12 protein-coding genes and 1 pseudogene are annotated in these 12848 nt (G+C 61.8%); 9 read left to right on the forward strand and 4 right to left on the reverse strand.

The genetic code is table 11. The features are described from left to right. Positions 1 to 36: 36 nt before the first annotated feature. From ACTJKE_RS22800 to ACTJKE_RS22835, 8 genes are read left to right on the forward strand one after another with little or no spacing between them, the layout of a single operon-like run. Positions 37 to 885: an ABC transporter permease gene (locus tag ACTJKE_RS22800; RefSeq protein WP_440692531.1), complete on the forward strand. Its 849-nt coding sequence runs from the start codon at positions 37 to 39 to the stop codon at positions 883 to 885. Then, the gene (locus tag ACTJKE_RS22805; RefSeq protein WP_057249398.1) at positions 885 to 1787 is read left to right on the forward strand and encodes a carbohydrate ABC transporter permease; all 903 of its coding nucleotides are present in this window, start codon (positions 885 to 887) and stop codon (positions 1785 to 1787) included. The genes ACTJKE_RS22800 and ACTJKE_RS22805 overlap by 1 nt, the downstream gene beginning before the upstream one ends. 49 nt (positions 1788 to 1836) lie before the next feature. Then, positions 1837 to 3258 (forward strand): extracellular solute-binding protein, encoded by a 1422-nt coding sequence (locus tag ACTJKE_RS22810; RefSeq protein ID WP_440692533.1) that lies wholly within the window; start codon positions 1837 to 1839, stop codon positions 3256 to 3258. Further along, positions 3248 to 4453 (forward strand): ADP-ribosylglycohydrolase family protein, encoded by a 1206-nt coding sequence (locus ACTJKE_RS22815; RefSeq protein ID WP_440692535.1) that lies wholly within the window; start codon positions 3248 to 3250, stop codon positions 4451 to 4453. Before ACTJKE_RS22810 ends, ACTJKE_RS22815 begins: the two co-directional genes overlap by 11 nt. Positions 4454 to 4469: 16 nt before the next feature. After that, positions 4470 to 6569: an ADP-ribosylglycohydrolase family protein gene (locus tag ACTJKE_RS22820; protein WP_440692537.1), complete on the forward strand. Its 2100-nt coding sequence runs from the start codon at positions 4470 to 4472 to the stop codon at positions 6567 to 6569. Positions 6570 to 6599: 30 nt separating this feature from the next. Next, positions 6600 to 7649: an ABC transporter ATP-binding protein gene (locus ACTJKE_RS22825; protein WP_058327514.1), complete on the forward strand. Its 1050-nt coding sequence runs from the start codon at positions 6600 to 6602 to the stop codon at positions 7647 to 7649. Beyond that, positions 7646 to 8863 carry a CoA transferase gene (locus tag ACTJKE_RS22830; RefSeq protein WP_113513892.1) on the forward strand — a complete coding sequence of 406 codons (1218 nt, stop codon included), beginning with the start codon at positions 7646 to 7648 and terminating at the stop codon, positions 8861 to 8863. The genes ACTJKE_RS22825 and ACTJKE_RS22830 overlap by 4 nt, the downstream gene beginning before the upstream one ends. Next, positions 8860 to 9702: an HpcH/HpaI aldolase/citrate lyase family protein gene (locus ACTJKE_RS22835; RefSeq protein ID WP_058327512.1), complete on the forward strand. Its 843-nt coding sequence runs from the start codon at positions 8860 to 8862 to the stop codon at positions 9700 to 9702. Before ACTJKE_RS22830 ends, ACTJKE_RS22835 begins: the two co-directional genes overlap by 4 nt. A gap of 98 nt (positions 9703 to 9800) precedes the next feature. Here the strand turns inward: ACTJKE_RS22835 and ACTJKE_RS22840 are convergent, their stop codons facing one another. Further along, on the reverse strand, positions 9801 to 10055 hold the full coding sequence (locus ACTJKE_RS22840; RefSeq protein WP_058327511.1) for a hypothetical protein: 255 nt from the start codon (positions 10053 to 10055) through the stop codon (positions 9801 to 9803). Between the two features lie 163 nt (positions 10056 to 10218). On the opposite strand from ACTJKE_RS22840, the gene ACTJKE_RS22845 reads away from it, so the two are divergent. Further along, positions 10219 to 10407, forward strand: a complete 189-nt coding sequence (locus ACTJKE_RS22845) for a hypothetical protein (RefSeq protein WP_440692539.1) — start codon at positions 10219 to 10221, stop codon at positions 10405 to 10407. A gap of 104 nt (positions 10408 to 10511) precedes the next feature. On the opposite strand, the gene ACTJKE_RS22850 is transcribed toward ACTJKE_RS22845, so the two are convergent. The 3 genes and pseudogenes from ACTJKE_RS22850 to ACTJKE_RS22860 form a co-directional block, all read right to left on the reverse strand. Then, positions 10512 to 11495, reverse strand: coding sequence for a L,D-transpeptidase family protein (locus tag ACTJKE_RS22850; protein ID WP_113513888.1), 984 nt, complete (start codon positions 11493 to 11495; stop codon positions 10512 to 10514). A 190-nt stretch (positions 11496 to 11685) separates the two neighbouring features. Then, positions 11686 to 11955 (reverse strand): hypothetical protein, encoded by a 270-nt coding sequence (locus ACTJKE_RS22855; protein WP_057249283.1) that lies wholly within the window; start codon positions 11953 to 11955, stop codon positions 11686 to 11688. 320 nt (positions 11956 to 12275) lie between these two features. Beyond that, positions 12276 to 12848 (reverse strand): annotated as a pseudogene (locus tag ACTJKE_RS22860) (hypothetical protein); the annotation flags it as partial.

The raw sequence follows: 12848 nt of genomic DNA on the forward strand, positions 1-12848 counted from the left end.
GCCAAAAGCGTTCGGCAATGGTGGCCTTATTACCTGATGATGGCTCCTGGCCTGATCTTCTTCGTGATCTTTCACTATTTTCCGATCTGGGAAGCCAAGATCGCTTTCGAGCAGCTGCGTATCATCCCGCCGAACATCTGGGTCGGTATCAAGCATTTCCAGACGCTGTTCTCGTCTCCGATCTTCTGGCAGGTGCTGGCGAACACGCTGATCCTGTCAACGATGAAGATTGTCTTCTTCTTCCCGGTCCCGATCATCACCGCGCTCTTGCTCAACGAGATCCGGGGAGGCGCCTTCCGTAAATTCATCCAGTCGGCAATCTACCTGCCGCACTTCCTCTCCTGGGTGGTCATCGCCGGCGTGTTCATCGCAGTGCTCTCGCCGAGCGACGGCGCGGTCAATGACATCATTGGTTTCTTCGGCATGCAGCCGGTCTCCTTCATGACCGACACCGGCTCGATCCGCTGGGTGCTGGTCTTCTCGGAGATTTGGCGGTCGGCCGGCTGGGATAGCTTGCTCTATCTCGCTGCCATCATCGCCATCGACCAGGAGCTCTACGACGCGGCCGAGATCGATGGGGCGAACCGCTGGCAAAAGATCCGCTACGTTACCATTCCCGGCATCGTGCCGACGATCGCGACGCTCTTCATCCTGAACGCCGGCATGTTCCTGAACGCCGACCTCAACCAGGTGATCAACTTCTCCAACGACGTCGTGCGCAGCAAGATCGATATCATCGACACCTATGTCTACCGCATCGGCCTGCAGACCGGCGAATACTCGCTGGCGACAGCGGCCGGCCTCTTCAAGGCCGTGCTCGGCATGCTGATGATCGTCGCAGCGCACCTTCTTTCCAAACGTCTTACCGGCAAGGGGGTATGGTGATGGCCGCCCACAACGTCCGCAGAACACCGCTTGAGCGGCTCGAATATGCGATCATCGTTTCGACGCTCTTGTTCCTTGTCGTCCTGACGGTCCAGCCGCTCCTCAACCTGCTCGCCATTTCGTTCTCCGACCCGGGCAAGGTCGCAGGGATGAGTGGCTTGACGGTCATCCCCAATGGGTTTTCGACCGAGGTCTGGGATCTGCTGATCAACAATTCCGCCGTTCAGCGGGGCCTCCTCAACTCGATCTTCATCACGCTCGTCAGCACGGTTCTTGGTGTCGTGCTGACGGCGCTGATGGCCTGGGCGCTTTCGCGTCCCGGTCTGCCCGGCCGGCGCATCATCTTCGTCTTCGTGCTGGTCACGATCGTCTTCGAGCCCGGCATCATCCCGGACTACTTCATCAACAAACGCCTCGGCCTGCTCGACAGTTATTGGTCGCTGATCCTCTTCAAGGTGGTCAACGCCTGGTACCTGATCATCCTGGTGCGCTTCTTCGAGGAGGTGCCGAAGGAACTGATCGAGGCCTCCGAGCTCGACGGCGCCAATCCGTTCCAGATCTTCTGGTACGTGGCGCTGCCGCTCGCCAAATCGGCGCTCGCAACCATCGCGCTCTTCTATTTCGTCTTCCACTGGAACGAGTTCTTCCGGGCGATGATCTACCTCAACGACCAGTCGAAGTGGCCGCTGCAGGTCGTCCTGCGCCAGTTCGTGGTCGAGGGCGACAAGCTCGCCATGGTCGGGGTGGTCGAAAGCAACACTTACACGGGTGCGAGCCAAATCAACATCCGTGCGCTGAAGGCCGGCATGATCCTGCTCACCATCGCGCCGATCCTCGCGATCTACCCGCTCATCCTGAAGTTCTTCACCAAGGGCACCATGAGCGGTGCGCTGAAGGGCTGACGATGTCGAACCGAACATAAATGGCCAAAGCATATTGGGAGGAACAAACATGCTTGGAAGACTGATCCTTAGCGCAACGACCGCCGTGGCACTGATGGCGAGCGTCGCGATGCCCGCCTTCGCCGACCCAGTAACGATCCGCGTCGTCTCGAAGGACCTCACGACGAGCAATCCTGACGACGTCAAGCTCATGAAGGCCTACGAGGAGGCGCTAAAGGCGAAGGGCACCGACATCCATATTCAGGTCATCGACCTGCCGTCCTCGGGTTACGCCGACAAGCTGAGCGCCATGCTTCTGTCAGGTGATATCCCGGATCTCATCTATTTCCAGGGCGGCGACGCCAAGATGGCCGAACAGGGCGTGCTCGAAGACTGGAACAACTGGCTGCCGAAGACGACCCATCTCAAGGACGCGCTTTTTCCGCACAATGTCGAGCGGCTGAAGAACTATCCCTATCTGCTCTATGTCTATCCGCCGCGCATACCGCAGCCGGTCATTCGCACGGATTGGCTCGAGAAGTCGGGCGTCGCGGCGCCGAAGACGACAGACGATTACGTCACCCTCTTTAAGGCGATCAAGGACGGCGATCTCGACGGCAACAGCAAGGCCGACAGCTACGGCGTTACCACTGCCGACAACACCCAGGAGCTCGATGCGATCTTCAACCAGGCCTTCGGCGTCACCGGCACTTGGCTGAAGAACGATGCGGGCGAATGGATCCATGCCCGCGTCTCGGCAGCGGAAAAGGCGAAGATCGCCTTCTATGCCTCGCTTCGCGAGCAGGGCCTCTATGACCCGGAGTTCATCACCACCAAGTGGGACGTGAAGGAAGACAAGTTCTATTCCGGCCGGGCCGGCGTGATCTTCGGCTCTTCCGCAGAGGTCATCGACATCTATGGCGGCAAGATGCGCCAGGCGCATCCTGACGTGACGCTGAGCCTGCTGTCTCCGCCGAAGGGGCCGGCCGGCCAGGGCCTGATGGCACTCGACGTTTCCAAGGAATCCCGCGGCCTCGCCATCGCGACGACTTCGCAGCACAAGGAAGAGGTGGTCAAGCTGCTCGATTTCATCGCCAGCCCCGAGGGCCAGGCGATCGAACGCCTTGGGTTTGAAGGCGAGCAGTACACCAAGGACGGCGAGACCATCAAACCGACCGACAAGCTCGCCACCTGGTATGCCCGCTTCCTCGTCGCCGCCAACTGGCAGCCACCGGTGCAATGGCTGAGCGAGGCCGCGCAGCAATCGCTGAAGACGATTTCAGCCGACTTCAAGCCGGACAATGCCTTCGTCTGGCCTGCCGAATACGCCACCGACATCGATGCGACCGAAAACGTCTACCGGGCCTGGGTGTACAAATTCGTCTCCGGCGAAGCCAAGATGGACCAATGGGACCAGTTCGTTTCCGAATGGAACGCTGCCGGCGGCGAGAAAATGACCGAATATGCAAGGACGGTTCTCAATGACAAATGATGCTGCAGGGCTCTCCCTCAAGGGAAGGGTCCGGGCGCTTCTTTTTGGCGTCGCTTACGGCGACGCCATCGGGGCGCCGGTCGAAAAACTCTCTGCCGCAGAAATTCGCGGGCGCTATGGCCGGGTGACGTCGCTCGACACCGAGTGGCACCGGATGAAGCAGAGCGAAGCGGCCCGCAACGGCCGTGTCCGCGGTGGCGGCATCGTTACCGACGACACGCTGATGACGCTCTGCGTCATGTCGATCTACGACGACGTCAAGCGTCACCTCGATGCCTGGGATATGGCCTCCGGCATGGTGCGGGAGATCGCCTGGACGCCGCGCTGGGTGCCGGAGCTGCAGCGCGAGACGATGCTGATCGAGCGTCTGTTCTATCCGGAAAAATGGATCTTCCAGCGCCATCAGCTTTCCGGCTGCGATCCGCGACAGGGCGGGATCGGCAACATGGTGAACTGCGGCGCGGCCATGTACATCGCGCCGATCGGCGTGGCGAACGCCTGCGATCCAAAGGCAGCCTATGACGAGGCGATCGCCTTTGCCTCCGGCCACCAGCAGAGTTTCGGCCTCGAGGCTGCCGGCGTGCTTTCGGCAGCCGTTGCCGCCGCTTTCGTGCCGGGCACCACGCTTGACGCCGTCATCGAAGAAGCCCTTGCCGTTGCCAAAGACGGTACGCGCAATGCGATTGCCGATATCGTGGAAGCTGCGCGCGCACTGAGGGGCGCGGACCATCAGACGGTCGTCGGCGAGTTCCACCGTATCATCGCCCGCTATTCGCCGATGGGCGACAACGTCCAGCATACGCCGCAGAAGGCCGGCATTGCCACCGACGCCTACCAGCCGTCACGCCTCCACGCAATCGAGGAATTGCCGCTGGCGCTCGGCTTTGCCGTCGTCAATGACGGGGATTTCTACAAGACGATCATCGACGGCATCAATTCCGGCCGCGACACAGATTCGATCGGCGTCATGGCCGGTGCGATCCTCGGCGCGATGCACGGCGAAACGATCATCGACCCGGCGATGGCCTCCCAACTCGACCGCGTCAACAGGCTCGATCTCTTCCGCTCCGCCGACCTTTTTACCGATGCGGTGACCGTGATCCAGGCGGCCGATCACAAACGCGAAACGGCGCGGGCGCAGGCACGCGCACGGCTCTTTGCCGCCCGCGAGCTCACCCAGGTTTCCAGCCTCTAGTCTTTGAAAGTATCCGATGCTCAGCACCACAGAAATCTTCGAGCGCATCTATTCCGGCTTCATCGGCAAGGCGATCGGCGTGCGCCTCGGCGCGCCTGTCGAACCGACCATCTGGAGCTATGAACGCATCCGGGACACCTATGGCGAGGTGACGGAATATCTGCGCGACTTCAAGAATTTCGCAGCGGACGACGACACCAACGGCCCGGTCTATTTCATCCGGGCGCTGCGCGACTACGGCCTCGGCGCAACCGCCGAAGAGGTCGGCAAGACCTGGCTGAACTATGCGGCCGAGGAACATGGCATGTACTGGTGGGGCGGCTTCGGCAATTCGACCGAGCATACCGCCTACCAGAACCTTCGGGCCGGTATCCCGGCGCCGCAGTCCGGCTCGATCGCCCAGAACGGCACCACGGTTGCCGAGCAGATCGGCGGCCAGATCTTCATCGACAGCTGGGGCTGGGTGCATCCGGCCGATCCTAAGACGGCGGCCGAAGCGTCCGCGCGTGCCGCGAGTGTCGCCCACGACGGCGAGGGATTGAACGGCGCGCGTTTCTGCGCCGCGGCGATCGCCCATGCCTTCGTTGCAAAAAGCATCGAGGAAGTCATCGAGACGGGCCTCGCGACGATCCCGGCCGATTCCATCTACGCCAGGGTCTCTCGCGCGGTGCTTCGTTTCCACGACAGCAACCCGAATGACTGGCGCGCTTGCCGCGACATGCTGACTGCGGAATGGGGCTATGACCGCTATCCCGGCGTCTGCCACATCATTCCGAACGCCGGCGTTCTCGTCATGGCGCTGATCTATGGTCAGGGCGACCTGCCGCGCACGGTCGAGATCGCGACGATGGCCGGCTGGGATACGGACTGCAACGCCGGCAACGCCGGCGCGATCGTCGGCACCCTGCAGCAGGTTCAGCCGGGCTGGGACAAATACCGCAAGCCGATCAACGATTTCGTCGTAGCCTCGGGCGTTACCGGCACGATCAACGTCGTTGATATTCCCTCTTTTGCCCGCGAGCTGACCGTGCTCGCGCTCCGCCTGCAGGGGCGAGAGGCCCCGGCGCTCTGGGGCGAAGATTTCGAACGTCGCGGCGTGCGCTTCGATTTCGACGCTCCCGGCGCGACCCATGGCTTCCGCACGGAGCCGTTCAACCAGATCTCCGTCAAGGCATCGGCGGAGCGCCATACCGAGAATGCCAAGGGATCGCTGGAAATCCTGCTCGACCGGCTGGAACGCGGGCAGGGTGGGCGGATATTCTGGAAGCCCTTCTATCGCCGCTCCGACTTCGACGACGAGCGCTACCGTCCGATGTTCACGCCGCTTGCCGATGACGGCCAGACGGTGAAGTTCAAGCTCTGGCTCGACCCGTGGAATGGCGACGGCAACCTGCGCGTAGCGCCCTACGTCCGTCGCGCCATGACCGACACCATCCAGGAAACAGGCGCCTGGCACGTGCCCTCGGCCAGCGGCTGGCAGGACTACGAATTCACCATCCCTGATGGCAATGGCGAGGCGGTCGATGAGATCGGTATCCTGGTCGAGTATTTCGGTCGTTTGAAGTTCCTCGGCCGGCTGTTCCTGGCGGACTTCACCGTGTCCGGCAAGGGCCGCGCCGTGATCGACCCGGCGAAAGAAGTGCACGAATGGGGTGGCATCACCCGCTTCACTTGGAACCGCGGGCACTGGAGTCTGCAGCAGGGCCGCATCCATGCGCATACGGCCACCGATGCGGACGCCTGGACCGGCAATGCCTACCTGCGGGACGTCAGTGTCATAGCGGAGCTGCAGCCGCTCTCCGGTGCCTCGCATCTGGTGGTGGCACGCGCTCAAGGAACAAGCCGTTTCTATGCCGCCGGTTTTGAGCATGGCGAGGCCGTGATCCTTCTGGAAAATCACGGCACCACGATCCTCGCCCGCAGCCCGTTCCGTATCGAATACGGCCGAAGCTACGCGGTCGATCTCACGGTCGAAGGTGGCAAGCTGACCCTTTCCGTCGATGGCGAGCGAGTGCTCCAAGCGGACGATGCGACGCTCCGCTACGGCATGGCGGGTCTACGCATGGCCTCGGCTGGACGCATGTCGATTGGCCGGCTCGAGGTATCCGAGCGCTAGTCGCGCGACGAGGAAAGGAAGGGAGGAAACATGTCCGAGATAGAGCTCAGAAGTGTCGGCAAGAGCTATGGCAGTGTCGCCGTGCTCAACGACATCTCGCTGGAGATGGGCGATGGCGAATTCGTCGTCCTCGTTGGTCCTTCGGGCTGCGGCAAGTCTACGCTGTTGCGCATGATCGCCGGGCTGGAGGATATTTCAGCCGGCGAAATCACCATAGGTGGCAAGATCGTCAACGACATGCCGGCGAAGGAGCGTGACATCGCCATGGTCTTCCAGTCCTACGCGCTCTATCCGCACATGAAGGTCGCGGAAAACATGAGCTTCGCGCTGAAGCTTGCCGGCGCGCCGAAGGCGGAGATCCACAAGCGCGTGACCGAGGCCGCCGAAATCCTCGGCTTGGAAAAGTTGCTCGACCGCTTGCCGCGGGAACTCTCCGGCGGCCAGCGCCAGCGTGTCGCCATGGGCCGCGCCATCGTGCGCGACCCGCGCGCCTTCCTTTTCGACGAACCGCTCTCGAACCTCGACGCCAAGCTGCGCGTGAAGATGCGCGGCGAGATCAAGAAGCTGCACCAGCGGCTGCGCCGGACGATGGTCTACGTCACCCACGACCAGACCGAGGCCATGACCATGGCCGACAAGATTGTGGTGATGAACGGCGGAAAGATCGAGCAGGCGGGCGCGCCGCTCGAACTCTACAACGATCCCGCCAATCTCTTCGTTGCCGGCTTCATCGGTTCGCCGGAGATCAACCTCATCGAGGCGATCGCTGACGGCGAAACGGCATTGACCCGCGGCGGGGTGTCCTTGCCGCTTGGAAGACAGGTGCAGCCGGGTACGCGCGTCGTCTGCGGCATCCGCCCGCAACATATCACGCTTGGAACAACGGGTGTGCCGGGCCGCATCAGCCTGGTCGAACCGACCGGCGAAGATCAGGAAATCGTCGTCGATATGGGCGGCCAGGATATTTCCGTCGTCGTCCATGGCGGCAAGCTGCTTTCGGCCGGCCAGGATGTGACGCTTACGATCGACGTCGACAAGGTTCTGCTCTTCGACAAGGAAACCGGGGAGCGCATTCGATGAGCGGGTTTGCCAAGCGACAGTTCGATCCCGCTGCCACGGGGCCGCTTGTCGGCACAAGGGTTCTGGATCTCTCACGCCTCGTCGCCGGCAACATGCTGTCGCTGCAGCTGGCCGATGCCGGTGCAGACGTCATCAAGATCGAGCCGCCGGCCGGCGATCCACTGCGGGACTGGAAGGACGACGGCCACTCGCTCTACTGGAAGACCTATAGCCGCAACAAGCGCTCCGTCGTGCTCAACCTTCGGCAGGAGGCGGCCATGGCGGCGCTCTGGGCGCTGATCGAAACGGCGGACGTCTTCATCGAGAATTTTCGGCCGGGGACGCTGGAGCGCATGGGCCTTTCGCCGGAAGCGCTGCATGCCCGCAACCCCAACCTGATCATCGTGCGGATCTCTGGTTTTGGACAGACCGGCCCCTATGCGCAGTTCCCGGGCTTCGGCACGATCGTCGAAGGCATGAGCGGATTTGCCTACCGAACCGGCTTTCCCGATCGCGAACCGGTGCTGCCGCCGCTGGCGCTCGCCGACATGATCGCCGGTGTCTACGGAAGTTCGGCCACCGTGACGGCGCTGCTCGCGCGTGATCGCGGCTACGCAAAGGGGCAGGTGATCGACCTCTCGCTGCTGGAGCCGATGTTCTCGGTGCTCGGACCTGAAGCGGCGATATACCAGACGACTGGCAAGATCAAGGAGCGCGTGGGCAGCGCCTCCAACACAGCCGCGCCGCGCAACGTCTACCGGTGCCGCGACCGTAAATACGTGGCGCTGTCCGGTTCGACACCCCAGGTCGCAAGGCGGATTTTCGAGATCATCGGCCGTGCCGACATGAACGACGATCCGCGCTTTGCAACGAATTCGGAGCGCGTCAAGAACCGGGATCTGGTCGATGAGGCCGTCGGCGGCTGGTTTGCCCGGCACGACCACGACGAAGCGCTGAAGATCATGCGCGACGCCGGCGCGACGGTTGGGCCGATCTACAACATCGCAGATGCCGTTTCCGACCCGCATTTTACCGAGCGTGAAATCATCGTCGACGTGGAGGACGCGGAGTTCGGTAGCCTGCCGATGCACAACATCGTGCCACGGCTTTCGGAGACGCCGGGTGTCTGGCGGAGACCGGCGCCAACGCTTGGGGAACACACGGCTGAGGTCCTCACCGAAGCAGGGTTGGATGCAAGCGCAATCGACCTCATTCTAAAAGGCAGGGCGGCATGAGACTGCGATCTCTTCTCTACGTGCCTGCCTCGTCCGAACGCTTCATCGCTAAGGCGCATGAACGTGGCGCTGATGCCATCGTCCTCGATCTCGAGGATTCCGTCGCCGACGGCGAAAAGCAGGCGGCACGTGCTGGACTTGCGCAGTCAGTCCCCATGGTCGGGCGAAGCGGCGCCAAGACCTTCGTGCGGATCAATGCCGAACCGGGACTGCAGAAGGCGGATGCCGAGGCCGCTTGCCGCGCAGGCACTTTCGGTCTTTTCATCGCCAAGGCCCGTTCGCCCGAGCAGGTGGGCGTTCTTGCAGAACATCTGGCACCGATCGAACGTGAGCTCGGGCGCGAGCCGCTCGTTTTCGTCGCGCTGTTGGAGGATGCCGGCGCGGTGCTGGACGCAAGACCAATTGCCGCCTGCCAGCGCGTATTGGGCCTCGTGGCCGGTGGAGAGGATATTGCCACGAGCATGGGGGCCGAACCACTCCCCGAGGTGTTGCGTCTGCCGAAGTTGCTCGTGCATTTCGCAGCGAAGGCCGAGGGCAAGCTGTCCTTCGGCACTCTGACGACCGTTGCCGACTATCAGCAGCGCGATGCCCTTGAGGCTGCTGCCCGCGAAGCAAGCCACCATGGCTTCGACGGTGCAACCTGTATTCATCCCTCGGCCGTGCCGATCATGAATGCGGCATTCTCACCCAGCGAAGAAAAGGTCGCCTGGGCGCGCGCCGTGCTCGATGCCGCGGCAGGTGCGACCGCCGATGGCAGGGGTGCCTTCCTTGTCGGCGACCGGATGGTCGATGCACCGATCATCGAACGCGCCCGCCGCATTCTGCAGAAGATCGATTAAGTCAAAGCCCGCGAAGACCCCGCTTTTTTACTGGGCGCCGGCCTGGGTGTCACGCCACGCGGAAAGTGGCGAAACACCCGAGCCGCCGCAACCTGAAATCACATGGCGTCCTTGCCCTTCATGGCATTCTCCATGTGGGTCTTGCATTTTGCCGTATCTTTCGCCGCCATTGCTTCCTTGGCCATGGCCAGTTCCTTCGTTGCCATGTCCTTCTTGGTGGCGTCGGTGATGGAGCCCACGTCCGTTTCCAGCTTTGTCATGCCGGCCTCATCGCAGGTCATATCGGCCTGGGCCATGGCGGCGCCGGTGAAAGAAGCGGCCATGACGGCTGCAATTAGAAGCTTGTTGAACATCGCATCTGCCTCCTGTTTTGGGTGGTATTTCGCGCCCCAAACCAGCGGGCGGAAACTACGTTCCCTTGAAGGCGACAATTGCCGTCCGCGCGTTGGCTTTCAGCGGCTCGCGCGGAACCAAAGCGGCCTGCCAACGTTATGCGCTCGCAAGGGGAGGTGCAGGATGAAACACGCGGATATCCGAACAGTCGACAACCCCCAGGCCAGGCGTATCTGGGATGTCGCCGATTATTGCCGGCGCACCGGCATTCACAAGACCGAAGAGCAGCGCCTGATCAAGGTGCTGGGCAGATACGCGACGAGTCATGAGCTTCAGATGAACATCGTGCGCGTTCAGACGCGCATACGATGATTGCTCGATACAGGCTCGGAGTACCACGGCTCGACCGCTCGTTTTGCGGGGCTTCACTTTCTCATTCGCGACGTCGTTTCAGTCCTTCGCAGCGTTGACGAGGCTCAGTCGACAAACTCAACGATGACGCCGGGTTTGACCATCCCTGCCAATTCTTCCGCATCCCAGTTCGTCAAGCGAACGCATCCGTGCGATCCGGACTTGTCGATCATTGATGGTTCCGGCGTGCCGTGGATTCCGTAGGTCGGCTTCGACAGGTCGATCCAGACGCTGCCGACAGGGCCGTTCGGACCGCCGGGCAAGGTCAGTATCTTCCGGTTGTCGCCCTGCTGAAAATTGATCTTCGGATTGTAGACATAGGGAGGCGTGCGAGCGACCCCCTTGACCTTATGCGTGCCGGAAGGCGACGGGGCCTCTCGGCTGCCGATCGTTGCTGGGTAGGCGGCGATCACCGTTCCGTCGCCTGCAAAGGCTATGACCTGGCCCAAGCGTCGGTGCACTTCGATGCGTTTGACTGTCCCCTGCCTTGGGGCTCCGGGGACCATAACGGACACGGTATCGCCGACCGAAAACATCGAGGCCGCATTGAGCGCCTTGAAGAGATCGATGTCCATGTGAAAGCGCTCGGCCAGCTTCTCGGCGACGCTCGTATATCCGAGCTGATCCATTTTCGCCTGTTCGGAGTAGTCTTTGGGTATAGTGGCGACGAGCCCTTTGGTGTCCTCTTCGGAGATGACATAGGGCTGTACCGTCGGCGTCCGGTCCGAAATTCGTTCAATGACATCCGGGTCCAGTTTGCCGTCTGCAGGCAGATCCTGCATGGTTTCGAAGGCGGCAATCGCCTTGCGGACGTTCTCACCGTCGTAGCCGTCGATCACGCCAGGCGATGCACCCGCGCGATCCAGGAGAACTTGAAGCCGAACGATGGCGGGGTCGGGTTCGTCCGAGGCTCCAGTCTTCGGCTTCAACGAAGTGGGCGCGATCGAAGCGTTGTTGATCGCATCGGGCTGAAGCGGTTGGGCCAGAGCCATAGCGGCGGGAAACAGCATCAACAGTACTGTCGACAGGGTCATGTTTTTCATGACCATTCAATCGACTGGCGCCGGATTTGTTCCCGCCCATCGAGATACCGCAGCCGGCCGGATCATAGCCCGGAAAGTCGACACGCCGTTGATCGCGACAACAGCCATTTCTGTAGCGTCCCGATGGCCGCGGAAACGCTTTGCCCTCAAAAGGGATCAACATTGCAGGTCTCGCGGATCTATCTATCGGGCGGAGCTAGTTGAGCACACGCATCGGCGCGCCGCGTCGGGGAAAGGACGTCGCCTCCGAACGCGATCGCTCCAGCAACATGGCGTTTTCAAACAGGGTACCCTCGTCGCAGATGCCGCCGCGAAGCTGATCTGTCAAATACCGAACCAGGCGCCCTGCACGCAGACTGTTCGCAGGGATGTTCTGCCACAGGCAGACCCGGTCGAATGTGCGCTGGAGCATTTCAAGCTCGGTTGCATTCCATTGGCCATTGAGATCATTGACTGCCCACTGCATTGAAACCCTCCCTGGCGGCCGCGGTTTCCGGCCCATCTTCCAGTTGACGCTTTCACTTTCACGCGGAGGTATCGCTGATATTGGCTTCGCCCCGCGGGCCTTCTTGAGGGAGACAGTCATCGATCGCTCGGTCTCCCATGCAGTCATTCCCGGTCGTTGGCTCTGGGGCGACGACCGGCCGGTCAATTTATACCTCTTCATGGAATTAAGCCAGTGACGTTGGGTTGCCGTGGACTCGGCACCCGCAGCACGTGTCTTTCATGGCGATCATCGCTATCTGCAAAAAGGGAGCGTATGAATCGTCCGATCACTGAGCAAGATTAACCGAAGGTCCCGGCGATCAGCCGGCACCAGTGTTCTCCGGCAATGCCGTTGAAGAAGCCTTGCCCGTCCCGGCAGGCCTGGACGATTGCCGGGTCACGGGAGTGGAGCACTGTTGAGTAAACATGGACGAAGGCAATCCGACGTCCGAGCATGGCTTCCATAAGTACCGGCTGTGTCCGTCCCCGTAGGCCCGGGAGCCCACGCTTGGCGGCATGATCGACAAGACAGTCGATGACCGGGCCAGCCTGGCCCGGCAGCGCCAAAACCTGCAGCACCCGTCCGATCGCGCCTGCCTTGGCGTAATAGGCGAACGCGCCAACGAGCGTGCCGGTGCGCGCCGTGGCCAGAGCGTAGACGAGCTCGCCCTGTTCGGGCTTTTGCTCCGCATCGCCGAGAATGTAGTCGAGCTGCCCTTCAGCCCATTCGGGGCGCAGCGGAAACTGCGCGAGGAAACGATCGACCACGGCGGCAAAGCCGTTGCGATCGGTTTCCTGTGCCGTGAAACCGGCCTGACCGATGCCGGCGGCAGACACGGCGGACCAGCGTTGTTCGCCCGGCGCCATCCGCTT

The sequence above is a fragment of the Ensifer sp. 22521 genome, assembly GCF_052044795.1.
Taxonomy (GTDB): Bacteria; Pseudomonadota; Alphaproteobacteria; order Rhizobiales; family Rhizobiaceae; genus Ensifer.

Coding starts and splice junctions, on each gene's coding strand:
- ACTJKE_RS22800 (WP_440692531.1), top strand. CDS start 37: ATGATGGCTCCTGGCCTGATCTTCTTCGTGATCTTTCACTATTTTCCG.
- ACTJKE_RS22805 (WP_057249398.1), top strand. CDS start 885: ATGGCCGCCCACAACGTCCGCAGAACACCGCTTGAGCGGCTCGAATAT.
- ACTJKE_RS22810 (WP_440692533.1), top strand. CDS start 1,837: ATGCTTGGAAGACTGATCCTTAGCGCAACGACCGCCGTGGCACTGATG.
- ACTJKE_RS22815 (WP_440692535.1), top strand. CDS start 3,248: ATGACAAATGATGCTGCAGGGCTCTCCCTCAAGGGAAGGGTCCGGGCG.
- ACTJKE_RS22820 (WP_440692537.1), top strand. CDS start 4,470: ATGCTCAGCACCACAGAAATCTTCGAGCGCATCTATTCCGGCTTCATC.
- ACTJKE_RS22825 (WP_058327514.1), top strand. CDS start 6,600: ATGTCCGAGATAGAGCTCAGAAGTGTCGGCAAGAGCTATGGCAGTGTC.
- ACTJKE_RS22830 (WP_113513892.1), top strand. CDS start 7,646: ATGAGCGGGTTTGCCAAGCGACAGTTCGATCCCGCTGCCACGGGGCCG.
- ACTJKE_RS22835 (WP_058327512.1), top strand. CDS start 8,860: ATGAGACTGCGATCTCTTCTCTACGTGCCTGCCTCGTCCGAACGCTTC.
- ACTJKE_RS22840 (WP_058327511.1), bottom strand. CDS start 10,055: ATGTTCAACAAGCTTCTAATTGCAGCCGTCATGGCCGCTTCTTTCACC.
- ACTJKE_RS22845 (WP_440692539.1), top strand. CDS start 10,219: ATGAAACACGCGGATATCCGAACAGTCGACAACCCCCAGGCCAGGCGT.
- ACTJKE_RS22850 (WP_113513888.1), bottom strand. CDS start 11,495: ATGGTCATGAAAAACATGACCCTGTCGACAGTACTGTTGATGCTGTTT.
- ACTJKE_RS22855 (WP_057249283.1), bottom strand. CDS start 11,955: ATGCAGTGGGCAGTCAATGATCTCAATGGCCAATGGAATGCAACCGAG.